Genomic DNA, 25,301 nt, shown 5'->3' with positions numbered 1-25,301 from the left:
GGACAGGGATGACGAACCACGTGGCACGAGCCCAGCTGATCGGCGCCCGGACCCCCGACCCGCGCACCCTCGTCGACGTCCTGGAGCAGGTGGCCCGGGAGCACCCCGCCGCCCCGGCGCTGGACGACGGCACCCGGGTCCTCACCTACACCGAGCTGCTGGCCGAGGCCGGCGCCTTCGCCGAGCGGCTGCGCGGCGAGGGGGTCCGCCGCGGCGACAAGGTCGGCATCCGGGTCCCCTCCGGGACCTGCGAGCTGTACGTCGCGATCGTGGCGACCCTCCTCGCGGGCGCGGCCTACGTCCCGGTCGACGCCGACGACCCCAGCGAGCGCGCTGAGCTCGTCTTCGCCGAGGCGCGCGCGGCCGTCGTGGTGACCGCGGGCCTGCGGCTGCTGCGCCTGGACCTCGACGCCGACCGCGAGCCGGACGCCGACCCGCGACCCGGCCTGGACGACGACGCCTGGGTGATCTTCACCTCCGGCTCCACGGGCACCCCCAAGGGCGTCGCCGTCACCCACCGCAGCGCGGCGGCCTTCGTGGACGCCGAGGCGCGGATGTTCCTGCAGGAGGCGCCGCAGGGCCCGGGCGACCGGGTGCTGGCCGGGCTGTCGGTGGCCTTCGACGCGAGCTGCGAGGAGATGTGGCTCGCGTGGGGTCACGGCGCCTGCCTGGTGCCCGCGCCCCGCGCACTGGTCCGCACCGGCATGGACCTCGGGCCCTGGCTGGTCGAGCGGGGCATCACGATCGTCTCGACGGTGCCGACGCTGGCGGCGCTGTGGCCGGCGGAGAGCCTGGACGCGGTGCGGCTGCTGATCTTCGGCGGCGAGGCCTGCCCGCCCGAGCTCGCCGAGCGGCTCGTGCGCCCCGGCCGGGAGGTGTGGAACACCTACGGCCCCACCGAGGCCACCGTCGTCGCCTGCGGTGCCGAGATGACGGGGGAGGGGGCCGTGTCGATCGGCCTGCCCCTGGACGGCTGGGAGCTGGCGGTGGTCAAGGACGGCGAGCTCGTCGCCGAGGGCGAGGTGGGCGAGCTGATCATCGGCGGCGTCGGCCTCGCGCGCTACCTCGACCCGGCCAAGGACGCCGAGAAGTACGCCCCGCTCCCGCTCCTCGGGTGGGAGCGGGCCTACCGCTCGGGCGACCTGGTGTGCTACGAGCCCACCGGACTGATCTTCATGGGTCGCGCGGACGAGCAGATCAAGCTCGGCGGCCGGCGGATCGAGCTCGGTGAGGTGGACGCCGCGCTGCAGGCGCTGCCCGAGGTCGTCGGCGCCGCCGCCGCGGTCAAGACCACCGACGCGGGCAACCAGGTGCTCGTGGGCTACGTCGTCCCGGCCGCCCCGGCGACCTTCGACCGCGCCGCGGCCCGCCAGGAGCTCGCGGGCGTCCTGCCCGCCGCGCTGGTGCCGCTCATCGCCGTCACCGACACCCTGCCCACCAAGACCTCCGGCAAGGTCGACCGTGCCGCCCTGCCCTGGCCGCTGCCCGACCTGGCCCCCGCCCGCGGCGACGACGGGGTCGAGCTCACCGGCACCGCGGCCTGGCTCGCCGAGCAGTGGTCCGCCGTCCTCGGCGCCCCGGTCACCAGCCCCGACGACGACTTCTTCGGCCTCGGCGGGTCCTCCCTCACCACGGCCCAGCTCGTCTCGGTGCTGCGGCGCACCCACCCCGAGGTCACCGTCGCCGACGCCTACGCCCACCCCCGGCTGGCCGACCAGGCGGACTACCTCGACGGTATGGCGGCGCGGCTGCGCACCGACAGCACCCCGCCGCGCGCGGTGCGGCCGGTGCCGCGGCGCGCCCAGCTGACCCAGATGCTTCTCGGCATACCGCTGTCGACGCTCACCGGGCTGCAGTGGCTCGTCGCCGTCGCCCTGGTCAACAACCTCGCCCACCTCCTGGTGGACGTGCCCTGGGCCCCCACCGCGCCCTGGTGGGCGATCGCGCTCGCGTGGGTGCTGCTGCTCACCCCGGTCGGGCGGATGGGCATCACCGTGCTCGGCGCCCGCCTGCTGCTGCGCGGGCTGCAGCCCGGGACCTATCCGCGCGGCGGCTCGGTGCACCTGCGGATCTGGGCCGTGGAGCGGCTCGCCGAGTCCGTGGGTGCCGTGACCATGGCGGGGGCGCCGTGGATCGTCTACTACGCCAAGGCCCTCGGCGCGACCGTCGGGCCCGACGTCGACCTGCACACCCTCCCGCCGGTCACCGGGCTGCTCACCCTTGGCCGCGGCTGCTCCGTCGAGCCGGAGGTCGACCTCGCCGGCCACTGGCTCGACGGCGACGTCCTCCACGTCGGGCGGGTGACCGTGCGGCCCGGCGCCGTCGTCGGCGGCCGCTCCACCCTGGGCCCCGGCGCCGAGGTCGGGCGCGACGCCGCGGTCCTGCCCGGCTCCTACGTCACCGGCGTCGTCCCCGACGGCCAGCTGTGGGCGGGCTCGCCCGCGACCCGCGTCGGTCGCGCCCGCCCCACCTGGCCTGCCGAGCGACCCGTCCGCTCCCGCGCCTGGCTGTGGCTGTACGCCGCGAGCGCCGTCGTCGTCGGGCTCCTGCCCACCCTCGCGGCGGTGCCCGGTGCGGCGCTGCTCCTGCGGGCGGTCGACGGCACCTCCGGCCTGCGGCAGGCGCTGCTCGCGGCCCTCGCCTGGACCCCGGTCGCCACCGTCGTCTCCATGCTCGCCCTGATGCTGCTCACCCTGGTGTCCGTCCGCCTCCTCGGCCTCGGGCTGCGACCCGGGCACCACCCCGTCCGCAGCCGGATCGGCTGGCAGGTCTGGGCCACCGAGCGGCTGCTCGACAGCGCCCGGACGCTGCTGTTCCCGATCTACGCCAGCCTGTTCACGCCGGTGTGGCTGCGCCTGCTCGGCGCCAAGGTCGGCCGCAACGTCGAGGCCTCCACGGTCCTGCTGCTGCCCGCCATGACCCGGATCGGGGAGGGCTCCTTCCTCGCCGACGACACCATGATCGCGTCGTACGAGCTCGGCGGGGGCTGGGTGCACATCGAGCGCGCCAAGGTCGGCAAGCGGGCCTTCCTCGGCAACTCCGGGATGACCGCGCCCGGACGCTCGGTGCCCAAGAACGGCCTGGTCGCCGTGCTGTCCGCCGCCCCCCGCAAGTCCAAGTCCGGCTCCTCCTGGCTCGGCTCGCCGCCGGTGCGGCTGCAGCGCCAGGCCACCGACCACGACGTCTCCCGCACCTATCGCCCCCGCCGCCGGCTCAAGGTCGCCCGCGCCCTCGTCGAGCTGTGCCGCCTCGTGCCGGTGGTGTGCACCGTGGCGCTCGCCGTGTGCGTCGTGGGTGCGCTCGAGCTCGCGTGGGCGGGCGTCGGCCTGTGGGCCGCGGCCCTCGCCGGGGGAGTGGTGCTGCTGCTCGCCGGCGTCGTCGCAGGCCTGGTCACCGTCGCCGTGAAGTGGCTGCTCGTCGGACGCCTCCGCGTCGTGGAGCACCCGCTGTGGAGCACCTTCGTCTGGCGCAACGAGGTGGTCGACACCTTCGTGGAGATCCTCGCGGCGCCGTGGTTCGCATGGACCGCGACCGGGACGCCGGTGCTCAACCTGTGGCTGCGGCTGCTGGGCGCCACGATCGGGCGAGGCGTGTGGTGCGAGACCTACTGGCTGCCGGAGGCCGACCTGGTCACCCTCGGCGACGGCGTCAGCGTCAACCGGGGGTGCGTGCTGCAGACGCACCTCTTCCATGATCGGATCATGCAGATGGACACCGTCACCCTCGACGCCGGCTCCACCATGGGCCCGCACGGCGTCATCCTGCCCGCGGCGAGCCTGGGCGCGGCCACCACCGTCGGCCCCTCCTCCCTGGTGCTGCGCGGCGAGCACGTCCCCGACGGCACCCGCTGGATCGGCAACCCGGTCGCCCCCTGGCAGGTGGGCGCATGAGCCCTGCCTCGGCCCACGCCGATCCCTATGTCCCGACCCACGGCGACCCCACCTGGCGGCCCGTGCACCACGACCTGGTGCTGGACTACCGCGTCGCCAGCAACCGGCTGTCCGGGCGGGCCCGCGTCGTCGTCGAGCCGGTGACCCGCGTGCGCAAGGTGACCTTCGACCTGGCGCCGCGGCTGGCGGTCGTCAAGGTGCTCGTCGACGGGGGGCGGGCACGCTACGCCCACAAGGGTGCTCGGCTCACCGTGACCCTGCCCCGGGAGATCGGCCCCGGCACCAGCGCGGCCGTGGAGATCCAGTGGAACGGCAACCCGGCCCCCTCCCGCGGGCCCTGGGGCGAGGTCGGCTGGGAGGAGCTCACCGACGGCGTCCTCGTCGCCGGGCAGCCCGACGGCGCACCCACGTGGTTCCCGTGCAACGACGTGCCGGGGCTGAAGGCGTCGTACTCCTTCGAGGTGACCTGCGACTCGCCCTACGCCGTCGTCACCAACGGCGAGCTCGTCGGACGGGTCACCCGCGGGTCCCGGACCACCTGGACCTACGAGCAGCGCGAGCCGATGGCGAGCTATCTCGCGAGCCTGCAGATCGGCCCCTATGCCACGATCCCGCTCGCGGACGCGCCCGTGCCGCAACGGATCCACGCGCCGGCGCGGCTGCGCGCCCAGGCCCTGCACGACTTCGGACGGCAGCCGCAGATGGTGGCGCTCTTCACCGACCTCTTCGGGCCCTATCCCTTCGGGGCGTACGACGTGGTGGTCACCGACGACCCCCTCGAGATCCCGCTCGAGTCGCAAGGTTTCAGCACCTTCGGGGCCAACCACTGCCACGGGCGGCGGCACGAGGAGCGGCTCGTCGCCCACGAGCTCGCGCACCAGTGGTTCGGCAACGCCGTGGGTCTCGCGAGCTGGCAGCACATCTGGCTCAACGAGGGTTTCGCGTGCTACGCCGAGTGGCTGTGGGCGCCCGTCGGCGGCGGTCAGTCCACGGATGCCTACGCCCGCCGCTGGCACCGGTCGCTCTCGGCCCAGCCGCAGGACCTGGTGCTCGCCGACCCCGGCGCGGAGGACATGTTCGACGACCGGGTCTACAAGCGTGGCGCCCTGACGCTGCACGCGCTGCGGATGACCCTGGGGGAGGAGGCCTTCGGCTCGCTGGTGCGGACCTGGGTCGCGGACCACCTGCACGGCACCGTGACGACGCAGGACTTCCTGGACCACGCCGAGTCGTATGGCGGGGAGGCGGTCCGCACCCTGCTGCACAGCTGGCTGCTGCAGCCCACCCTGCCCCGGCTGCCCACCCGCTGAGGGCGGCTGCGCTCGGGGCAGCCGCCCTCGGCGGCGGGCTCAACCGAGGTCGAGCAGCTCGTCCCCGTCGCGGCGGGTGACCTCCATCGCGGCGACCCGGTCGTCGGCGTCGTGCAGCGCCACGGCCGCCACGTGCCCGTCCGGTACCCGCAGGTCCTCCAGATGGATGACGGGACGAGGCTCCTCGGGCCACCCGACGACGGCGGGCTCCTCGTCCGGCGGGGTCACCCGCACGCTGGCCGGATCGACCGTCAGGCCGTGGCCGGTGGCCTTGAGGGTGGCCTCCTTGCGCACCCACCAGGTCGCCCGAGCCCAGGTGCGCTCGCCCTCGGGCAGGGCGGCCAGCCGGGCCTGCTCCTGGGGGTGCAGCGACACCTCGTCGAATCCCTCGAAGTCGCAGGCCGACTCGACCTCCACGTCCACGCCGACCGGGCCGTCGGGAGAGAGGGCGACGGCGACCAGGTCACCCGCGTGCCCGAGCGAGACGTGCACCCCCAGGTCGGGGGCCTCCAACCGGCCGTGCTCGTCGGATCCGCAGGTGGGACACCGGCGCTCGAGCACGATCTCGCCGGCGTCGACGCCGCAGCGCACCGCGAGCGCCCGCCGCAGCAGCACGTGCGAGGCGACCAGCCGGGCCCGGTCCTGGGCCCGCACGAGGGTGTCCAGCCGGGCGAGCTCGCCGTCGTCCAGCAGCCCGCGCAGCGCCGGGGTGTCGACGACGCGGGCGACGTGGACCTCGACGTCGGCGGTCTTCATGGCGCCATGCTCTCCCTGCCGCGCCATGCGCGCTCGTCGGCAGGGGTCCGACACGCGACTAGACTCGTGCTCCCGGCCTCCATAGCTCAACGGATAGAGCATCGGCCTTCTAATCCGACGGTTGCAGGTTCGAGTCCTGCTGGGGGCGCAACGCGGAAACTCCCCCGCCACCAGGCATCATGCTGGTAGCGGGGGAGTCTCACCGGACGCGCACACAGGGTGCCCGTCAGTCGGTCAGTCAGTCAGGTGCTGGTCAGGCAAGATGACGGCCCTGATACTCACCGGACGCAGACACGACGACCGGGTCGCCGTCGTCGTGGACAGGGTCAGCCGGACCGGACACGACCCGGCCCTCGCCGTCGACACGGGCGGCGACCTTCGCGGCAGGCGTGACCTGCGCGCGGATCACCAGGCCCACGAGGACCATCCCGACCCCGAGGATCGCTGCTCGCTGATCCTCCGTGACCGGCACCCGGAACGCGACGAGCAGGGTGAGGACCGCGCCGATGGTCTGCGTGACGAGCGCGGGCTCGGCCTTGATATTCGCGGCGATCACCGCGAGGACCCGCTTCACGCCACGACCTCGGGCACGATCACACCGGCGTCGTAGAACAGCATCTCGAGCGTCTCGATGCCGACGGTGCCGGTCATGTCGTCCTCGGTCCAGCCGCGGGACGGTCCGACCCAGTGGCGGAAGGTGTCGATAGCAGCCTGGGTGTCGGTGCCTGCGATGCCGCGCCAGTAGTAGGCCTGGGTTACGAGACCGATGCGGTAGAGGCTGGCGAGGACGATCTTGACGGTGAGGTCGTCGCGCTGCGTGTGGGCCTTCACGCCGGCCTCGGCTGCTCCGTCCGCGGCGAGAGCGCGGTTCAGGGCAGCGACAGACAGGACGTCGCAGCTCTTCGCGGTGTCCACGACGTAGGGCTTGTCGACGCGCCGCCATCCGGGGGCGATATCGGTGCGCTTCGCCGGGGCGTTGCTGTTGCCCGCGGCGAGGGCGTCGGTGAGGCCCTCGGCCTGCATCTGCTCCAGCAGCGCGCCCATGTCGATCCAGCCGCGGATGACGGAGCGGGCCCGGTCCCGCAGCCACACGCCGCCCCCGTTGTTCTGGGAGCCAGCGTTGCCCGGGGAGGTGTTCCCGCCGATCTGCCGGTAGCCGGCGTAGTCGCTGGCGTCGGGGGCGCTGGTCTCGACGTGGGTGGCGTGCCCGGTGTGGCCGTCGTCCATGAGGGAAAGGTCGCCGGTCTGGGGGGAGTAGTCCCCGGTGCGCCACACACCGCGGTCCTTCGCCATCGACTCCAGCCACGGGCAGTAGAAGCTGTTGCCGTTGGGGAAGAGCTTGCGGAGGTCGACGCCGAACTGGAGGAGCCCGCCGGTGGGGGTTGCCGCGCACCACGGGGATCCCTGGAAGGAGGGGCGCACGTAGCCCCACAGGTCGCGGTCGGCGCCTGCGAGGTGGAGGGTGACGCGGTTGCTGCCGGCCGGGTCCTCGGTGCGGCCGACCTGGGTGCGCAGCCAAGAGACGTAGCGGGCGAGGAGCTGGCGGGCAGCCCCGGGCGCCGCGGCGGCGAAGCCGAGCGCTTCGGTGGGGGCGTCGGCCTTGCCGGGCTCGGGGTCCGGGATCCCGGTCAGGTCGGGCAGATCGGCCGGGTTCGGGTCGAGGGTGGGGTCGATGCCAACGATGTGGTCGGACATGGGTGCCTCCTGGGCATGGGAAAGCCCCCGGCCGGGGTGGTCCGGGGGCTGGTGGGCGGTCGGTCAGGGCAGGTCGGGAAGGTCAGGCGGGGTCTCGCGCTGCCGCAGCGCGGTCCAGTTCTGGACGATGGCGTGGGCCCAGTCGGTGATGAGCCGCAGCGCCTCCTCAGAGCGGGCCGAGCGGTTCTCGGCGGCGTCGGCGCGGCGGGTGGCTTCCGCTGCGGCAGCCTCAGCGCGAGCGGCTCGCGCCTCCGCTACCTCAGCGCGCTCAGACGCCGCCTTGGCGATGCCCAGCACGTACGCCAGATCACCACCACCAGCAGCGATCCGGTCGTCCTGGGTGATCGGCGTCTGCTTCGCGTCCTTGCGGTCGCGCTGCAGCACGGCGAGGATCACGGTGACGATCCCGCCGAAGATGCCGGCCGCGAGTTCGTAGGCATTCACTCAGTGCCCCCTGATGCGGCGGATGGTGCGCTCCTCGCGCCGGGATGCCCTGACCCGCCACAGCGCGGCGGCAGCGATGCTCAGGGCCATCCCGTAGGGCAGGGCCGACTCCACGCGGTACCAGGCGACGCACGCGGCGTACCCGACCCACGCAGCGGCGCCGAGGGTCAGGCCGGCGCGCTCGATCCGCCACCGCACCGCCAGGTCGTCCCAGCGGCGCAGCATCGCGATGAGCACCAGTGCTCCCCCCACGGCGAGCGGCAGCCCGAGCGCGAGGCACACGAGGTCGGGCAGCTCGGTGAGGGAAGGGGAGGGGTCGAAGCTGTGGTCCCAGGTCGCGGCGGTGAGCATGATCCCGGCGGCGATCCACCAGCCCATGAAGATCAGCTCCCACGGGTGCCGATCGAGCATCCCCGCGACGCGGTCTCGCAAGCGGTCGGGCGTGGCACGGTCCATCAGGGCTCCTGGGGGATGTAGAGGATTCCGGTGTCGCTGTCGAGCCAGGGCCCGGCGTCGGTCGGTCGGTCGGTGGGGGGTGGGCCGTTGCCCTCGTCCCATGTCTGCGGTGGAGGTGGGGGCGGCTGGTAGGCGTATGCCGGGATGAACACGGGCGGCTCCGGTGGGATGCTGAGGGCATGAGGCGAGGGATGCTCACGGCAGTGGTCGTGCTGGCTGTGGCGGGATGCTCGGGGCGGGCACAGGGTCCCGCCCCGGCGCCGCCGGTGGTGGGCACGGCAATGGCCGGGGCATGGCTGCAGGTGGCTCGGCCGATGACCGACGGCACCCCTACCGACGCCGAGCTGGAGGCGGTGAGGGTGTCGGCGTGCCGGGCCGTGGCCGAGGGCGCGGATGGTGCGGGGGTGATGCGCCGGATCGTGGCGGAGCATCGCGTCACGGTCGGGCACGTGCACCGCCGCGACGCGGCGCAGTTCACGGCGTCGGCTGCGTCGATGTGCTCGTGACCACATCGCCCCCACCCCTGGGTCGGGGCACCTCGCGGCCGTCGACTGACGGCCAGTTGGCGCACTCCATCAAACCGCGCCAGCATGCCGCGCATCGGGGCGGGCATCACACCTAGGCGGTCGGGTACCGTTCGCATGGACAGCGAGCTTTTGAGAGGGGGCCGACATGGACATCTACCGCACTCCGATCCTGACGGCCCGTGACGCCGCCCGGCACCTGCGGATGCCGGAGTCGACCCTTGACGTCTGGCTGAAGCCGCTCGATGGCGCGGAGCCACTGGTGCACTCCGTCGTCCCCGAGCGGCGCGGATGGCCTCGGGTCCCTTTCGTCGGTGTCATCGAAGCCCATGTCCTGCGCGAGCTGCGCACGGCAGGCATCCCTATGGACGAGATCCGCAAAGTCGTGCAAATCCTCCGCGAAGGGATGAGCGACCCCTATGCCCTGGCGAGTAGCCGACTGGCCACGATTGGAGACCCCTCCGGCGCGGCTGGGAAGGACTCGCGGCTCTTCGCGGAGCTCGACGACGCCCTCGTGAATCAGCACAACCAGGGCTCGATCCGGGAGGTGCTCGCCAGCCATCTCCGGTTCGTGAAGTGGGACGACGAGGGTCGCCCGAGGGCGTTGCGGCTGTCGCAGTACCCGGACAGGGCAGAGGTCATCATCGATCCTCGTTTCGCGTGGGGTAGTCCTGTCCTCGCAGAATCCAGGACTCCGATCGAGGCCGTCGTCTCTCTCTGGCAGGCTGGCGAGCCCATGGATGTTGTAGCCGAGGAGTTCGACCTCAGCCGCGACCAGGTAGAGGACATCTGTCGCGTTGCGGCCGCCTGAGTTCTTCGCCGACCGCAATCTCGGACGGGTGACCGTTGCCCGGCTGCGCGATGCCGGTTGGACGGTCCACATGCTCTCCGACGTCTACCCACGCGACGCCCAGGACGTGCCTGACGACACGTGGATCCGGTACGGCTGCGACCGCGGCTGGCCCCTGCTGACCAAGGACCGCCGCATCCGCTACCGCACGGAGGAGTTGTCCGCTCTGACAGATGGCAGTTTTCTCTTCTGCTTGGCGAGGCAGGATCTCAGGATGGACCAGATGGTGGAGGCCTTCATCACGGCCCGCCCTCGCATCGAGAAGGCGATCGATCGCAGCGACGCAGGGTTCTGGCACATCTACGCGGACGGGACCATCAAGCGGATGTGGCCGTAGCCCCGTGGGGTGGTGGCGTCGCCGTGCTCGTGATCAGGGCTGGTCTGGGGGCATCCACGGTGAGGCCGGGGCGTGGATGTCCTGGTATGCGGTGAGGGACTGGGGGTAGGTCTCGAGACGGTGGTCGTGGCCGTCGCCGGTGAGGACGTTGTTGTAGATCTCGTAGGCGTAGCCGTAGGCGCGGTGCCAGCGGGCCAGCTTATGGACGAAGCGGGGGTCGTCGCCGGTGGTGCCGTGGGGGTTGGTGGGGTCGTAGGGCCATAGGCCCCACTCGGTGTGGCCGAGAGCTTTGCCCTTGGCTCGGGCGAGCCGGACCTGATCGGCGAGTCCGTTCTTCCCTGCTCCGCGGGTGCCCTCGGTGATCCACGCCCACCGCTCCTCGAGCGGCGTGGGCTGCCCTTGGGGCGCCGTCGTGGCGCCCCACATGTAGTCGTAGCAGCCGATGCCGATGACGTCGATGTGCTGGTGCGCGGCCGTGGGGTACATCGACGCGAAATCGCCGGTCCACAGCTCGGTGCCGACGTTGGGGCACCACTCGATGCGGCAGGCGGGCATGGTGTCCTTGAGGATCTTCGCGACGCGCGCGAACGCGGCATTGTAGGACGCGAGGCTGCCCTGGTCGTCCCTGGTGAGGGACCACGGGTGGCCGGCGGCGTTGTGCTCCCATCCGAGGCGGATGATCCCGTTGCGGAGCTCGGGGTGGTCTTGCGCGCTGGTGGCCCAGGATCGGAAGTGCTCGTCGTGGCCACCGCCCGCGACGGCGGCGAGGTCGCCGGAGGTCTCCGCCGCGACGAGCGCGAGGCTGGTCGACCAGCGGCGGCCCGGCCTGGCAGTGACCCAGGCGGCCCACTCGGTGTGCCCCCAGGGCGTGGCGATGTCGGCCCAGGTGGAGTAGCCCGCGAACTGGTGGCCGAGGGGGACCTCCAGGCCGTGCGCGGCGATCCAGGCGTCGAGTGTTCCGGGGTCGTTGCCGGTGAACATGCCCCGCAGCGGTCGGACGGGAGGGGTGGCGGCGCCGGAGCCGGTGACGGATCGGCGCGCCGGGGCGGGGAGGGTCACGTCACACCACCACGGTGGGCAGCCACGTGTCGTGGATGCGGTCGAAGTCGGGCAGCCCGGTCGGGTCGGTCGCGGATCGCCACTCCACCCACGTCGCGGCAGGGCGCCCGCCCGTGCCGGGGGTGTCGGCCTCCTCGACCTGCACCAGCGTCACCGTCATCGGCGAGGCCGCGTCGTTGCTGATCTTGACCTTCATGCCGTTGACGGCTCCGGCCGGGACCTGGGTGTACGCGCTGGCGTAGGACCCCGGGCCAGTCCAGGTCGGGTCCCACCCGGGGCCGTTGATCCATCCCCAGGACGCGTCGAAGTAGCCGACCTCGGCGTGCCCGGAGGCGCCCGCGGTGACCTCGACGCGGGTGCGGACGCTCTTGCCGACCGGGACGTCGAGGGCCAGGGTAAGCATCGAACCGGCAGGGATCGTCGCGGCGCCCCCGCTGATCGACCCGGCCGTCCCTTCCCACTCCCACCCGGTCGCGTCGTCCAGGGCGGACACGGAAGCGGGGACGTAGGTCGTCCCGGGCGTACCGCCCTTCGTCGTCCCGTCCCACAGGTAGGGCAGGACCCCGTCGGCGGCGGCCCCGATCGCAGCACGCGCCGCGGCGGCGTCCTGGGCTCCAGCCAGCGCGGCACCCACCTGGGTGGGCACGGGACGCTTCCTCACCTCGGCCGCGGCCTTCGCGTTGACCGCGTCAATGCGGGCGAGCAGCCGGTCGAGGACTTCCTGGATCGTGGCCATGTCAGCTCCAAGCCTGGTCGATGGGGGCAGCAGTGGTGGTCGGGTCGGTCACGGTGCTGCCACCGCTGAGCTTTGTGGTGGTGGTCCCGGCCGGGGTAGCCCCGGTGAAGACGATCGTGTCGAGGACCGCGGTGCCGCCGTACGCCTCGATGCGGTAGTCGACGGTCTCTGCCCACTGCCCGGCCGTGCACGCGGGCGCGACGAGGTCACCTGCCCCGGTCTGGAAACCCTGCGACCCGTCGTACAGGCAGGTGATCTGCGTGTCGGCGCCCGAGTCGACGTGGACGGTGCCGGTGATGGTCATGCCCTCCACCACGGCGACTGTGACCGTCGCCTCCCCGCCGTCGGGGATGGTGAGCTTGCCCCCGGAGACCGTGGCGCCGCCCTTGAGCATCCACACGCCGGCATCGTCCATGCTCGTCTGCGCTGCGGTGAGGAGCGGCTTCGTGGAAGCGGGCGCTGCTTCGTACACGAGCCCGGTGTCGAGGTCGAGGACGGGTGTGGTCACGGGACCGGTCGGGGCGCCGTGCTGCGCGACGAGCGTCCCGGTGGGCACGGTACCGCCGGCAGCCGCTGGCGTGACCCAGGTCACGGCGCCACCAGACCGGCCAAGGAACTGCCCATCCGTACCGCCCGACGGAGTGATCAGCGCGCCAGCGTCACGCACCTGCTGCTGCGTGGGCCCGGCCTGCGGTCCCCACACCGGGCCGCTGTCGGTCTGCTTGAGGACCTGCCCGGCGATCCCCCCAGCTGGGACCTGCCGGATTGTGTTGACCGCGTCGGTGAGGATCGTCTTCGTGACCAGCGGAGGCGTGGAAGCCGCCGCCGTCGCCACCGTCGCATAGCCCAATCCGTCGGTGCTGACCGTAGCGCCGCTGCCGCTCTTCGCGTCAGCGGGCACCCACGACGACGTCGCAGCCGAGTAGGTGAGGACCTGCCCGTCCGCGCCAGACGGCAGCGCAGCGCCACCGGCCCCCGCAGGCGGGTTCACCCACGCGGGCACCCCGGACGCCGTCTGCGTGAGGACCTGCCCGGCGATCCCGCCAGGCGGGGTGCCGAGCTGGATCTTCTTATACGTGGTCATAGCGCGGTGGCCTCCGTGAGGTAGAGGATCTGCTGGTCAGGGTCGACGGTGGGGGCCGCCGCGGTCGTTGGCTCCCCACGAGACGCGGTGAGCGTGACCCACGGGTCTGTGCCGTAGGGCACGTGCAGGACACTGGTGGTGTCGTCGACCCAGGCGGTAGACGCCGTGTCGGGCGGCGCCCCGTCACCGTGGTCGATGCCGCCGGACGGCGCCGGCGGCAGGTACAGGACCCCCGCCGCGTCGTCCACATAGGCCCTGGTGAGGCCATCCGGGGGAGGACCCGATCCGTGGAGCAGCGCCAGGGTGTGCCGCACCACGTACACGTCGCAGCCGATCCACACCCCACCAGCCCGGCGCGCCACCTGCAGCTCGCGCAGTCCTCCGCCGCGGACCGCCTGGACGACGCGGACGCGGGTCAGGCCGTCGAGCGCAGTCACGATGCGACCGGGCCTCGGTAGTCCTTCGCGGTCACGTACATCCGCTCCCAGGGAATCGGTCCGAGGTCGCCCTGGTCCGGCCCGCAGATCGCCTTCCACGGGTTCGTCCCGGAGCCGCGGTACTGCTCGCCACGGACCATGACAGCTCCGGACGTGTCGGTGATGATCAGGCCCCATTCCTGCGCGATGTAGCAAATCATCTTCTGGAAAGGCGTCAGGTTCGCGGCGGCCACGTTGAAGGTCGGGTCGAGAATGAGACGGGAAGCCTGCAGCAGGCCATACGTGTTCGGGGACCACGCGTCGGACGTCTTCGCGGGCCACGAAAACGTGTCATAGTCGCCGTCGCACTTGGGGAACTCGACGCCAATGGCGTGGTCGATGTGGCGGCCATTCGCGATGAACTGCTGCGCCTCCCAGATCCCGATGTGCATAGGCCCACCAAGCAGGCCGGACGCGACGACGGATCCCTTGTCGAACTGCCCGCTGGCGCTGCTCCACACGTTGTCGGTGCGGGCCGCCGTGTAGAACTGCCAATCGCCGTTCTTCATCTCCCAAACCCACCCGCCATAATGAATGCCGGTGGCGATATCCACCCACTCGGCGGAAAGGTCGGTGCCATTAGCCGGGGCGAAATCCAACGGGAACGGACAATTGCGGAGCATCGTCTCGTAGTTGTTGTTCCACCGATCCTCGGTCCACGGGCGCTCGGCGGTGACGGTCTGCCTCGGGGAGAAACGCCGGTAATTTCCGCCACCCGACGACACCGGGCCGGCAGGCTTGCTCGTGTCGACGAGATACACGGGGATGTTGAAGATGTCCGCGTTGATCCCAGCTCCGGTCTCGTCGGCCATCACTCGCACCCGCCGCCCAGCTGCGAATCGGTCGGTCGGGTTGTGCGCCGGCCAGCCTTTCCCCGGAGCCCGGAACTGCGTCTTCCCCCACAGCGCCTTGTACGCGTCGGGGTGGAACGGCGACCCGCCCGCGACCAGCGCGGTCGTGGACGGCGGGGTCGTCGGCGTCGTGGACGGCGGCGGAGTAGTCGGCGCAGGAGCCGGGTCGCTGCTCGTGCCGGCCTTGATCACGTCGACCTTGAGGTCACCGATGAGGAAGTGCGCGGTCCGGCCACGAGCGTCCACGCCGACGAGGATGAACTCCGTCCCGGCCGGGATCGTCACGTCCAGGGAGTACGTTCCCGGCGTCGTCGGCAGGGCAGCAGGCGCGACGTCCTGGTCGGTGGAGTACAGCCAGTCGCCGCCACCCCCACCGACACAGTCCACGAGGATCCCCGCCTGACCGGTCGACCCGGCCAGGACAGTGACGGTGACGCGGACGACGGACTTCTCCGCTACCTGAGCTGCCGTCGACACGTTGAAGTACGACACGCTGCCGGAGCTGACGACCATCTGGCTGCCGCTGATCGAGCCCGTCGGCGCCGTCCACCCGTCCGAGCTGTCGAAGGTGGTGGTGTAGACCGTGGTCCCGGACGGCGCGGTCGATGCCGGGGCCGTTGTCGTCAACGTCACCGCTGTCGCCGGGCCCATCGCCCAGTCGCTCGAGACAGCCGCGATCTTGATGGTGTGGGTGGTGCCGCCGGTCAGTCCGGTCGCGGTGTACGACAGCGCCGTGGAGCTCACGTTGACGGGGGCTCCGCTGTCGACGGTGACCTGGTAGCCGGTGATGGTGCGGCCCTGCCCGACAGTCGCGGCCGTCCAGGACACCGTCATGCTGGTCTCGGTGACGCTGCTGCTCTTCACCGTCACCACGGACGGGATAGCGACGGCACCACCGGCACGGACGTCCTTGATGCTGGAGGTGTACTGCGCAGTCGCGTTGGTCGTGCCGACTGTGCCGAGCTGCGCGCCGCGCTGCCCCTCGCTGGTGGAGTGGTAGATCTCGCCCCAGACGTTCGCGGCGTTCGCAGCGAGCCACCGGTAGACGTCGGCGATGAACTTCGGGTTGTCCCGGCCGCCGGGGGTGAGGGCTGTCAGGGCCCACTCCGCGAGGCCCAGCTTCACGCCCTTCGCCTTCGCGAAGGCGAGCCAGTCGTCGAGGCCGAAGGGGTCGGTCTTGATGGTCTGCCATGCGGTGTCGCTGGTGTCGGCGGGCCACCAGTCCCACATGGTGAGGCCGATGACGTCGACCTTCCCGTCGACGTACACGTCACGGGGCTGCGCGATAGTGTGGGACGCCCCGAGCGACGGCGCCCACATGACCTGCACGGCGGGGTTCGCGGCCTTGATCGCGTCGTACGCCTTCGCCCACGCGGTACGCCACTGGGTGGCGTTCGCGTCAGTCGCGGCCCAATGCACCGTGTCGAGAGTGAACTCCCTCCCGAGGACGATGGTGTCGCCGTCGCGGAGCATCTTCGCGAGCTGCCCCCACGACGCCGCGTTGGTACCGGCGGCAGCCTGATCGATCGTGGAGTTTGCGGGCCAGAGTGGGACCTGCACGGCCAGGCGGGTGCCCGTGTGCGGGCGGGTCGTCCACGACGTGGACAGCAGCGTGGTCCACGACGCCGGGTCGGGCTTGACGTAGAAGACGTCGAGGGGGACCCCGCGGGTGGCCTCCAAGGCGGGCACGTCGGCGACGGTGGGGGTGTACGCGCCGGACAGGAACGGCATCCCCGACGCGGAGAGGACAACGCCGCCATCGGGCGTGGTGCCGCCCGTCGTCGGGGCCGGTGTGGGAGCCGGGGCAGTGCCTCCGGTGGACCCGCCGGGCGTGACGGTGCCGGCGTCGAGGAGCACGATCGACCCATCCGCGAGCGCCCCGGGGTCGGTCGGGTTCAGGTAGACCGGGACCGGCAGGGTGGCCCCGTTCATGACGAGGGTGCCCTTCTGGCCGCTCGCGGTGGTGGCGTCGGCGGCGTACTGGCGGGCCGCCTCGGCCGCGGTCTTCGCGGCATTCGCGGCGTCGGCTGCCGCGGCGACGCTGGTGCGCACCGAGGTCACCTCGTCGATGGCGCGCTTCGCCGCGTTGACCGCGTCTATCACGATGGGCACGACTTCCCCTGCGACGACAGGCTTGATACTCGCCACGCCGGGCTTCGTCAGCTCGAACCGGGCGTACTTGTCGGTGCGCAGCGACGTCATCCCGGACTGGCCGCCGGCTGTAAACGTCACCGGGGCGCCGGTCTCCGCGTCGACGAACCGCACGACCTGGTTCAGCGCGGCACGAACCGAGCCGCCGGCGTCGGTGTACACGATGGCGCCCTGGAAGAGGTAGTCGGCCATGGTGGCTCCTAGCTGGTCGGGGGGAGTCGGCGCTCGACGTCGCGGAGGCGGGCGTCGAGGCGGTTGACGAGGGTGGTGAGGTCGCGGACGCGGCGGGCGAGGGCTGCGAGGTCGCGGAGGAAGTCGGCGGGGCGGGGTGGGGCAGCCATACGGTGGGCCTTCCTAGAAGCCGAGGACTCCGGCGGGGGTGACGGACCGGTACTGCACGACTGCGCTGGAGGTGCGGGCGTTGTCGTCGGGCTTCACGGACGCGCCGGTGAGGCGGGTCGTGAAGACGATGGGCTGGATCTGCTTGCCGGGTGGCGCGTATGAGTAGGTGTCGGACTCGATGGACACGACCGCGTCGTCGCCGGGCTGCCAGGCCCCGTAGTCGGGGTCGCTGGCGAACGTGGAGAACTTCCAGCTGGTGGTGAATCCGCGGCGGGCGGCGAGGATGCCGCGGGCGTATGCGTCCCGGGCGGCTTTCGTCGGTGCGGCCGGACCGGCGACGACGACCTCCCGCAGCGGCCATCCCGCGGCGAGTAGGTCGTCGGCGCGGGCGTGTCCGGGCTCGTCGGTCTGGTCGGCGTCGGTGGCCTGATGCGTGGTCCACACCGCCGTCGCAGACCCCGCGCCGGTCATGTCGTCGCCCGGGTCGGTCAGGATGTTCCCGCCGTGGCGGCGCTTGGGGAGGACCCGGCCCTCGTCGTCTGTCATCCAGATCTCGTCGGGGGTGGGGTAGAGGTGCTGCAGCGTGGACCAGGCCCGGCCCGCCTCGGGGAACCTGACGGGCGGGGCGGTGTCGTAGTTCGCGACGAAGTCCAGGCTGATCCGGGACTCGGAGACCGGGCGGCCCAGGCGGGGTGCAACGCGCAGCACCCGCCGTGGCTGCGCCGCGGTTCCCTCGACTGACAGGCACCACTCGGGTGCGCCCTCGGGCTCGCACAGGTCCTCGATGACCGACATGACGCCCTTGAGCGACACGGCGCGGAGGTCGTCGGCCATCGTCACCGTCGACCCGCCATCCACGGCCTGCACCTCGAGGGGCCAGTCGGCGCCGACCCGGGTGGTCGCGGCGCCCGCGATCATCCTGATCAGCGCGACGCGGGAGTAGTCGACGACATCCTCGCTGACGAACATCGCCGGGGAGAAGCGCACGTCCTCCAGCGCAGTACCCCACTCCAGGGCGTCGATGCGGTACGTACGCTCCCCGGACCGGTGCCGGGAAGTGACCACACCACCCCACCTGACCTGGTCGTCCTCGCACACGAGGACACCGGTCGTGAACGGCCGCACGATCGGGAGCCACGCCGCCCCGAACCGCGGCACCGGAAGTGAGAAGCTGCACTTGCCGTGCTCGCTGACGGCCCGCTCGAACTCGATGTCGTGCGCTGGGAGCTGGTCGATGATGCGGTCGTCGCGCCACCCGGTGGCGTACACGTCCCAGCCCACGGGTCAGCCCACCGGCCAGGACAGCCCCGAAAGGCTGATCCATCCGGTGGCGTCGAACGGGTAGCCGGCCCCGTTGGCGCGGTCGTTGGTGAGCCACAGACGGTGGGAGCCGTCGCTCATCACGCGGTAGTCAACGCGGACCGTGTCAGCACCGGTGGTGAGCTTTGCGCGCGTGTCGTAGCAGAGGACCCCGTCGACGGCCTGGCGGGCGTCCGCGGGGATGGTGAGGAAGTCGTTTCCTGCGCTGGTCCCGGACCACGTCCCGGTGGGGGAGATGAAGTCAGGCTTGATGAAGCCGCGCAGGTACGCGATGCCGTCCTTGACGCGGTACTGGGGGGGCTGTGCTGACCCGCCGTACGAGACCCAGTTCGAGTAGATCGGCAGGTTCTTCCAGCCGGTGTCGCCGGTGGTCCACGATGTCCCGTTCCACTCGCTGCGCTCCCGCGTGCTGGTGTTGTAGGCCTGCTGGCCGGGCATCAGGTAGCCGGAGGGGATCGCGTCGCGCTGCGCCGTGGTCGAGTGGAGGAGGACCCCGCCGCGCAGCGCCGTCCACCGCCACAGCGGGGTGACGTTCGCCGCGGTCAGGCCCTTCGCGTTCGCCGGCACCAGAATCCGGAACATCGCGTAACTGCTCTCGGGGAGCGGGGGGTCGACGGGCTGCGTCGACGGGGTGCCCTGCCACGTCGTGAGCGTCGTCTCCCCGCTGCCGGGGTTGACGCGGACCCCGGCGATGTCGATCCTCGCGGTCGTCGCGGCCGGGGCCTTCCCGAGGACGTCGAGCTGCGCGGCGGGCTGCGCGTAGATGAAGTCGCCCGGCGTCGTCCCGGAGCCGTTGATGACGGCCGCGAAAGCGGTGCACGTGAACGCCCCGCTGGGAGTGGCGGTCGCGACGAGCTGCGGGCCGCCGCCCTGCGCAGGCAGGATCCCCGCGAGCGCACGCCCCGACGACGACGCCGTGATCCACGCCGCGGTCTGGACCTGGAACTCGTCGGCCGTCTGGCCGAGCTGGAGCAGTGCCTTGGTCATAGCCAGGCCCCTTCCTTCGCGATGATCGTGAGGGTGCCGTCGGGGTCCTCCCCGGCGGCGGTGAGCTGGAGCGTCTGCCGCATCCCGGGGTACACGGCCAGCCACGACCCGGCCCACGCCGTGCACCACTTCTGGCTGGTGACGCCGTTGAGGAGGACCGTGCGCTGACGGCAGTCGATGTCGAGCCACTGCCCCTCGGAGAGCTGCCCGTTGTACTGGATCCACTCGCCGGTCTCCGGGCAGGAGATCCGTGGGGTCGCCGCTGTGGTCTGCAGGCGCATCCGCGGCCACCAGGGCGTGTTCCCGGCGTTGTAGAGCGCGACCCGGTCGGAGATGCCTTCCTCACCGGTGGGCTCGTGCCAGTCGGTGGGGTACTCCCGGGGCCACTGCCAGCCCTCACCAGCCCGGGCCTTCGCGTGGAGGACCGCGGTGAGCAGCACATCCGGGGAGTACTTCGCCGGGTCCGGGGCGGTGAGGGTGAGCTGCCACTCCATGACCCGCGCCCCGTGGAGACGGGTCTTGATGACGCCGTCGAGCTCGACGTCCTGGACGTATCGGCCGGTGGCGTCGGTCCAGTCGAGGACGCCCTCGCCGATGTAGGCGAGGGCTAGGAGGTCGTCCTTGGAGCGCAGGAGGGCCTCGTTGTCGTCGGCGCGGATGACGCCCTCGAACGTGAACGTGTGCGCGTCCAGGACGCTGGTGCTGGGGTGCGCGCCGTCCTGCTGGGCTTTCTGCACGCGGGTGCGGCGCACCTCCGGGCTGGACCAGTAGCCTTCCTCCCCGCGCAACGTCCACTTCGACCCGTGACGGTCGATGCCCTGCACAGGCTGACCCATGATCGTGCACATCGGGATCACGCCGCGAACCCCCCGTACTGGCCCATCTGCCACGACAAGCTCGCGGCGACCTGCTGCCCGGTGTGGTACCCGGACCGGGCCTCGGTGACGTTGATGGTCTGGGACCCGATGAGCGCCCGCCCCACCTGCGCCGGCGGCAGGGAGGGGATGCTCGCCGCGGGGATCGGACGCAGCGCCAGGCTCGGCCCGGAGACCGCGGTAGCGGCGCGAGCAGAGCGCGCAGCGACCTCCGTGGCGGTGAACGAGATGACCGGGTTGCGCGTCGCGACGGGCTTCTTCTTCCCCGCGAGCTCGTCCGCGAGGGCCTTTTTCTGCGCGTCGTACCGCTCTGAGTCGAGGATGTTCCCCTGGATCCCGGACAGTGTCTTCGTCGTCGCGCGGGCGGCTTGCGCCGCGATCGCGCCAGCGGACTCCTCGCCCTCGTTGAGGAGGGCGAGGGCGAGCTTGGTGTAGCCGCGGCGCTGCAGCATGCGGATGTTGGCGAGGAACGTCGCGGAGGTGAGCATCGCGGTGCGCTTGCTCGAGGCGTATCCAGAGAGCGCGCCGACCGCGGAAGTCCACGCCGAGGCCTTCCCCGCGATCGCGTCGCGGCGTGCTTCGAGCCCGGCGGAGTACTGAACCTGCCCGGCCATGGCGCGGATCTTCGCGAGGGGCAGGCGGGCAGCGTCGTGGGCGACTCGACCTGCCTGGGCCTCGCCCTGCTGGAGGAGCGCGTCGGCGAGTCCGGGGTAGCCACGCCGGTAGATCGTCTCGACGTCGGCGATGAATGCCGCGGACGCGCGGTTGTTGGTCGCGGCGGTCGCGGTCCACTGCGAAGTGACGCCCATCCTGGAGGTGCGGCCGGCGGTGTTCATCGCGGTCTGCGTGGAGCGGACCTCGGCGTTCGCGGCGTGGTACTTGCGGAGCGCTTCGGCGGCCTTCCACGACGCGTCGGCGAACGCCTGCGTGCCCCGCTTCGCCTTCCTCAACTCGGTCTGGGCCTCGAAGTTGGCCTTCGCAGCCTGGTGCTGGGAGTCGATCGCGGAGTACCACGACTCGCGGAGCTTGGCGACGTCGGCAGCGCCGACGGGGGAGTACCCGGCGAGCATCTTCGTGGTGTCGGCGCGGTACCCGCCGCCGCCAGTGGACCCGCCGGTGGCGAAGCCGGGGACGCGGAAGCGGCCGGCTCGGGCGGCGGCACGCAGGGAGTACATGGCTGCGTGGCCGCCGACGGCATCGACCTCGGCTCCGGTCCACACGTGCTCGTGCCGGGAGAGGTTGACGACGCCAGAGGACAGGAAAGCGGTGATGCTGTCGCTGGTGCGGGACCCCGGACCGTGCACGGCGCCCCCGTCTGGGAGGGCAGTGAGGTAGTCGTTGACGCCGCCGCCGGTCGCGTAGCCCGGGACCCGAACGGTGCGTGCCGGACCGCCGTCCGCGTTGCCGAGCAGGCCGCCGATGGCGCCGGTGACGCGCTGCACCACGTTGATCACAGCGGTGCGGGTCCGGGTCAGGGCGTTGATAGCGCCCTCAGCAGCACTGGTAGCGGCTTTCACTGCGATCGTGCCCGTGCTGGAGTTGGCCTTCGCGACAGTCCCGCCGATGCTCTTCATGGCGGGGCCGTTGTTCGCGGCGAGGGTGGCGGTTCCCTTCGCGCTGTTGGCGGTTCCCTTCCACTGCCCGACGGTCGCGTTCGCGGGCCCGGACTGCGCGCCCAGCGTCGCCGTTCCTCGGGCGCCGTTGGCGGTGCCCTGCCAGCCGTGGAGGATGCCCATCGCTGGGGCCGCGTTCGCGGACAGCAGAGGCGTCGGGCGGGTGGCGTTCGCGGTCGCCGCCCACCCAGACAGGATGCTCATCGCCGGGCCGGCGTTCGCGCCGATCGTGGCCGTTGCCGTGGTCCCGTTCGCCGCTGCCTGCAGCACAGCCAGGGATGACACGCCGGGGACGATGTTCCCGCCGATGCTGACCTGAGCCTGCGTTCCAGCAGCAGCCGCAGCGAGCGCCCCCAGCGACGACACCCCAGGGGTCACGTCCCCGTTGATCGGGACGGTCACGTTCCAGGTCGCGAGCATCGACGCGAGTCCCTGCACCTGCCCGACAGCCGCGCTGGTGTCGGCGTTCGCGCCGACGGTGACGACCTTCCCGTCCACGCCGATCAGCTGACCGGTGAGCGCGTCGACCTTCCCGCCCGCGATGTCGAACCCGGACGCGTCGACCATCGTCTGGACGTTCTCGGGGATCAGGCCCATGCTCGTCGCGAGTGCCCCGGCCTGCGCCGCGGTGAGACCCATCGCGGTGCCCTGCGCGATGAACGCATTCCGTCCGGCTTCGACACGGGCGGACACGGACGCGACGGACTCCCCCGCTTGCAAGGACTTCGCGGCGAGGTTGAGGGTGGCGTTGGCGACACCATCAAGGGCGGCCTGGTTCGCACGACCCTTCTCCGTGCCCGTGTCCAGGGTGCGGCCGTTCTTCGCTGCGGCCTCAGCGGCGCCGTCGAGGGCAGCCTGGTAGCCGCGGACGGCCTCACGCTGCCCACCGATCGAGGAGCCCATCCCGGCAATCGCCTTCGTGAGCTGGTCAAACTGCCCAGCAGCCTCGCTGGCCTTGTCACCGGCTGCCTGGACCTGCCCACCGACGACGGACAGCCCCGCGCTGGCCTGACCCGCGCCGCTACCGATCTTCCCAGCCGCGGTACCCGCCTGATCCGCGGTCACACCGAAGGCCGCGGCGGCCTCGGACGCAGATGCCCCGGCCTCGATCATCTCCCAGTACCGGCCACGCGCGTCGGCGAGGTTGCCGTTGAGGCGGAGCAACGCAGACCCGGTCGAGTCGACGGCCCCGTCGGCGTCCATGTGCGCGCCGACCATGTCGTCGATCTTCTGCCGGTATGCGGCGTACGCCTCACCGGTACCGGTGACCGCCGCCGCGAAATCCGACATGGACACGCCCGCGGCCTGCGCGGTCTGGGTGACTCCGTCCTGCGCTGCCTGCGCGGCGAAGGCCTTCCGCGTGTACTCCCCGACAGCACTGCCGTCGGCCTGGTATGCGGCGGAGAGCTCCTGCACCTTCGCGGCGGCCTCAGCCTGCTTCTGCCCGAAGATCGTCAGGGCCGCGCCGGCGGCGGCGAGAGCGATGCCCCACGGCCCGCCGAGGAGACCGACAAGGCCACCGACGGCTCCCTTGAGCCCGCCCATGCTGGTGCCCACGGAGCGGGCCGTCGCGGCGATCCCAGACAGGGGGCCAGTCGCGCGTCCGGCGGCGGAGCCGGTGTCGGTGAGGGTCTTGGCGAGCAGGCTTCCGCGGGAATCGGACGCCGCGGACACGAAGGACCGCACACCAGCACTGGACGAGCCCATGCTGGTGCCCACAGACAGGGCAGCGGACGCGGTCTGCGCGAGCGGCGCTGCGGTCTTCCCCGCAGCGGCAGCGGTCTCGGTCAGGGACTTCGCAAGGACCTGGGAGCGACCATCCCCCACGGCTGCGGAGAACGCACGCGCCGCAGTCGACGTGGACGCCAGCTCGGTGCCCACGGTCCGGGCCGCCGTAGACACGGTCTGCAGCGGCGTGGTGGCCCGGGCAGCGTCGGAAATCGACGACAGGAACGTCTTCCCGGCCGCGCCGGCGCGGGTCATAGCAGCCTCGACACGGGGACCGACCAGAGCCATCGCCGTCAGCGCGGACACGGTGCCCATCACCGGTGCGGGCACCTGCCCGAGGACGTTCACGAGCCCGGTGACGCCCTGCACCGCCGGGCGCAGGAACCCATCGCTGAGTCCGCCACCCTTGATGAACAAGGTCTCCAGCGACCCACCGAGCTCCTCGAGGTCGCCCTTGAGGTTGTCGTTGAGGGCTGCGGCCTGCCGGGACGCACCGCCCCACTTCGTGACCGCCGCCGCGGCCTTGTCCCACTCCGATGCGCCGGCAGCGATCGCAGCGTTGGCGCCACGGACCGCGTCGGCGCCGAAGATCGTCGCGAGCGCGGCGTCCTTCTGGTTCTGCGCCATCCCCTTCGTGCTGGTCTGCAGCTGGTCGAAGATGGAGCGCATACCGACGAAGCGGCCCTGCGCGTCGTACACGCTGAGGCCGAGCTGGTCCATCGCGGTGCGGGCCTGGTCGGTGGGGTTCTGGAGCCGCTGGATCATCGTCTTCAACGACGTGCCCGCGTCGGACCCGGTCATGCCGGCCTTGGCGAAGAGGGTGAGGGCGGTCACGGTGTCCTGCATGGACATGCCCATGCCGTGTGCCACCAGGCCGGTCTGGTTGAGGGCGTCGCCCATGTCCTTCACGGACCCCTGCGCGCTGTTGGCGGCGTTGGAGAGCATGTCGGCGATGCCGGGGACGTGGCGGCCGGTGAGCTCGAACTGGGTCATCGCGCTGGCGGCGGTCTCGGCGGCGTCTGCGACGTCCATCTGCCCGGCCGCGGCGAGGTTCAGGGCGCCGGAGAGCCCACCCCGAGGATGTCCTTCGTGGAGATGCCCGCCTTGGCGAGCTCGTTGATCCCGGACGCGGCCTCGGTCGCGGAGTACTTCGTGGCCTGACCTGCGCTGATGGCTGACGCGCGCAGCGAGTCGAGCTCTGCTCCGGTCGCGCCGGTGTTGGCGCGGACCCCGGACATGGCGGCGTCGAAGTCGAGGAAGCTCGTGGCGAGCTTGGCGATGCCGCCGGCGACGACGAGGCCCCCGACGGACATCGCGGATGCCTTCGCGAACCCGGCCAGGCCTGCGCTGGCGCGGTCGATCGCGGACGCGGTGCGGGTCGTGGCGCGCTCGGTGGCCTGCCCGGCACGGACCGCCGCGGCCCCGGCCTGCGTGTGGGCGCGCTCCGTTCTGGCGGTCGCGGCGACGACCCGGTCAGCGCTTCCGGCCTGCCGGGCGTAGGCCTGCTCCACCGCGGCCGAGCCCCGGGCCGCGGACGCCGCGACCCGGGACTGAGCCTGCTCTGCCTTCGCCGCGCCGGACGCGAGCCCGGACATGCCCGCCTGCGACGCCGCACCGGACCGCTTCGCGGCGGCCTCGAACTTCTCGACGGCGGCGGTGGCCCGCTGGAAACCGGACACCAGGTCCGTCACGTCGCCACGGAGAGTAACGGTGGTGTTGAAGTCAGGCACCTAGGCCCTCCTCTCCTGGCGGGTGTTGTGGGGGTGGTGAAGTGGGTGGCGCGCCGACCTCGGACCAGATCGGGACCTGGTCGGCGA

Annotated in this window: 21 protein-coding genes and 1 tRNA gene; 6 read left to right on the top strand and 16 right to left on the bottom strand. The window is 71.9% G+C overall.

Annotation, left to right across the window (positions count from 1 at the left end):
• Positions 1 to 8 precede the first annotated feature (8 nt).
• The gene (locus MM438_RS10720) at positions 9 to 3,890 is read left to right on the top strand and encodes a Pls/PosA family non-ribosomal peptide synthetase (protein ID WP_241452479.1); all 3,882 of its coding nucleotides are present in this window, start codon (positions 9 to 11) and stop codon (positions 3,888 to 3,890) included.
• Positions 3,887 to 5,200, top strand: a complete 1,314-nt coding sequence (locus MM438_RS10715; protein WP_241452478.1) for a M1 family metallopeptidase — start codon at positions 3,887 to 3,889, stop codon at positions 5,198 to 5,200. Before MM438_RS10720 ends, MM438_RS10715 begins: the two co-directional genes overlap by 4 nt.
• Positions 5,201 to 5,239: 39 nt before the next feature.
• Here the strand turns inward: MM438_RS10715 and MM438_RS10710 are convergent, their stop codons facing one another.
• The gene (locus MM438_RS10710) at positions 5,240 to 5,956 is read right to left on the bottom strand and encodes a 4'-phosphopantetheinyl transferase family protein (protein WP_241452477.1); all 717 of its coding nucleotides are present in this window, start codon (positions 5,954 to 5,956) and stop codon (positions 5,240 to 5,242) included.
• A 75-nt stretch (positions 5,957 to 6,031) separates the two neighbouring features.
• On the opposite strand from MM438_RS10710, the gene MM438_RS10705 reads away from it, so the two are divergent.
• Positions 6,032 to 6,104: transfer RNA gene (locus tag MM438_RS10705), tRNA-Arg, on the top strand.
• Positions 6,105 to 6,209: 105 nt separating this feature from the next.
• Here MM438_RS10705 and MM438_RS10700 read toward each other — a convergent pair.
• From MM438_RS10700 to MM438_RS10685, 4 genes are all read right to left on the bottom strand, one after another.
• The gene (locus MM438_RS10700) at positions 6,210 to 6,530 is read right to left on the bottom strand and encodes a hypothetical protein (protein WP_241452476.1); all 321 of its coding nucleotides are present in this window, start codon (positions 6,528 to 6,530) and stop codon (positions 6,210 to 6,212) included.
• Positions 6,527 to 7,651: a hypothetical protein gene (locus MM438_RS10695; protein ID WP_241452474.1), complete on the bottom strand. Its 1,125-nt coding sequence runs from the start codon at positions 7,649 to 7,651 to the stop codon at positions 6,527 to 6,529. Before MM438_RS10695 ends, MM438_RS10700 begins: the two co-directional genes overlap by 4 nt.
• 63 nt (positions 7,652 to 7,714) lie before the next feature.
• Positions 7,715 to 8,095, bottom strand: a complete 381-nt coding sequence (locus MM438_RS10690; protein ID WP_241452473.1) for a hypothetical protein — start codon at positions 8,093 to 8,095, stop codon at positions 7,715 to 7,717.
• Positions 8,096 to 8,551 carry a hypothetical protein gene (locus tag MM438_RS10685; protein WP_241452472.1) on the bottom strand — a complete coding sequence of 152 codons (456 nt, stop codon included), beginning with the start codon at positions 8,549 to 8,551 and terminating at the stop codon, positions 8,096 to 8,098.
• Between the two features lie 314 nt (positions 8,552 to 8,865).
• Between MM438_RS10685 and MM438_RS10680 the strand changes: the two genes are divergently transcribed.
• The 3 genes from MM438_RS10680 to MM438_RS10670 all read left to right on the top strand — a co-directional run bounded on the left by MM438_RS10680 (position 8,866) and on the right by MM438_RS10670 (position 10,262).
• On the top strand, positions 8,866 to 9,057 hold the full coding sequence (locus MM438_RS10680; protein ID WP_241452471.1) for a hypothetical protein: 192 nt from the start codon (positions 8,866 to 8,868) through the stop codon (positions 9,055 to 9,057).
• Between the two features lie 166 nt (positions 9,058 to 9,223).
• Positions 9,224 to 9,886 carry a DUF433 domain-containing protein gene (locus tag MM438_RS10675; protein ID WP_241452470.1) on the top strand — a complete coding sequence of 221 codons (663 nt, stop codon included), beginning with the start codon at positions 9,224 to 9,226 and terminating at the stop codon, positions 9,884 to 9,886.
• Between the two features lie 28 nt (positions 9,887 to 9,914).
• Positions 9,915 to 10,262 (top strand): PIN-like domain-containing protein, encoded by a 348-nt coding sequence (locus tag MM438_RS10670; RefSeq protein WP_241452469.1) that lies wholly within the window; start codon positions 9,915 to 9,917, stop codon positions 10,260 to 10,262.
• Between the two features lie 33 nt (positions 10,263 to 10,295).
• On the opposite strand, the gene MM438_RS10665 is transcribed toward MM438_RS10670, so the two are convergent.
• The 11 genes from MM438_RS10665 to MM438_RS16775 are packed head-to-tail and all read right to left on the bottom strand — an operon-like array spanning position 10,296 to position 25,214.
• Positions 10,296 to 11,321 (bottom strand): glycoside hydrolase family 26 protein, encoded by a 1,026-nt coding sequence (locus MM438_RS10665; protein WP_241452468.1) that lies wholly within the window; start codon positions 11,319 to 11,321, stop codon positions 10,296 to 10,298.
• Position 11,322: 1 nt separating this feature from the next.
• The gene (locus tag MM438_RS10660) at positions 11,323 to 12,057 is read right to left on the bottom strand and encodes a hypothetical protein (protein ID WP_241452466.1); all 735 of its coding nucleotides are present in this window, start codon (positions 12,055 to 12,057) and stop codon (positions 11,323 to 11,325) included.
• A 1-nt stretch (position 12,058) separates the two neighbouring features.
• Positions 12,059 to 13,141, bottom strand: a complete 1,083-nt coding sequence (locus MM438_RS10655) for a hypothetical protein (RefSeq protein ID WP_241452464.1) — start codon at positions 13,139 to 13,141, stop codon at positions 12,059 to 12,061.
• Positions 13,138 to 13,578 carry a hypothetical protein gene (locus MM438_RS10650; RefSeq protein ID WP_241452462.1) on the bottom strand — a complete coding sequence of 147 codons (441 nt, stop codon included), beginning with the start codon at positions 13,576 to 13,578 and terminating at the stop codon, positions 13,138 to 13,140. Before MM438_RS10650 ends, MM438_RS10655 begins: the two co-directional genes overlap by 4 nt.
• Positions 13,575 to 16,811, bottom strand: coding sequence for a fibronectin type III domain-containing protein (locus MM438_RS10645; protein ID WP_241452460.1), 3,237 nt, complete (start codon positions 16,809 to 16,811; stop codon positions 13,575 to 13,577). Before MM438_RS10645 ends, MM438_RS10650 begins: the two co-directional genes overlap by 4 nt.
• A gap of 8 nt (positions 16,812 to 16,819) precedes the next feature.
• A complete protein-coding gene (locus MM438_RS10640; protein ID WP_241452459.1) occupies positions 16,820 to 16,960 on the bottom strand; it encodes a hypothetical protein in 141 nt (46 codons plus the stop codon).
• Positions 16,961 to 16,973: 13 nt separating this feature from the next.
• Positions 16,974 to 18,242 (bottom strand): hypothetical protein, encoded by a 1,269-nt coding sequence (locus tag MM438_RS10635; protein ID WP_241452458.1) that lies wholly within the window; start codon positions 18,240 to 18,242, stop codon positions 16,974 to 16,976.
• Positions 18,243 to 18,245: 3 nt separating this feature from the next.
• Positions 18,246 to 19,268 carry a hypothetical protein gene (locus MM438_RS10630; RefSeq protein ID WP_241452457.1) on the bottom strand — a complete coding sequence of 341 codons (1,023 nt, stop codon included), beginning with the start codon at positions 19,266 to 19,268 and terminating at the stop codon, positions 18,246 to 18,248.
• Positions 19,265 to 20,104: a phage distal tail protein gene (locus MM438_RS10625; RefSeq protein WP_241452456.1), complete on the bottom strand. Its 840-nt coding sequence runs from the start codon at positions 20,102 to 20,104 to the stop codon at positions 19,265 to 19,267. The genes MM438_RS10630 and MM438_RS10625 overlap by 4 nt, the downstream gene beginning before the upstream one ends.
• Before the next feature lie 17 nt (positions 20,105 to 20,121).
• Positions 20,122 to 24,516: a phage tail tape measure protein gene (locus tag MM438_RS10620; protein WP_277627959.1), complete on the bottom strand. Its 4,395-nt coding sequence runs from the start codon at positions 24,514 to 24,516 to the stop codon at positions 20,122 to 20,124.
• A 20-nt stretch (positions 24,517 to 24,536) separates the two neighbouring features.
• Positions 24,537 to 25,214, bottom strand: a complete 678-nt coding sequence (locus tag MM438_RS16775; RefSeq protein WP_338155541.1) for a phage tail tape measure protein — start codon at positions 25,212 to 25,214, stop codon at positions 24,537 to 24,539.
• Between the last annotated feature and the right edge of the window lie 87 nt (positions 25,215 to 25,301).

This window comes from Arsenicicoccus dermatophilus (genome assembly GCF_022568795.1).
In the GTDB taxonomy this organism is placed as follows: domain Bacteria; phylum Actinomycetota; class Actinomycetes; order Actinomycetales; family Dermatophilaceae; genus Arsenicicoccus; species Arsenicicoccus dermatophilus.
The sequence above is the reverse complement of the archived record's forward strand: the minus strand, read 5'-3'. Positions and strand labels throughout refer to the sequence as shown.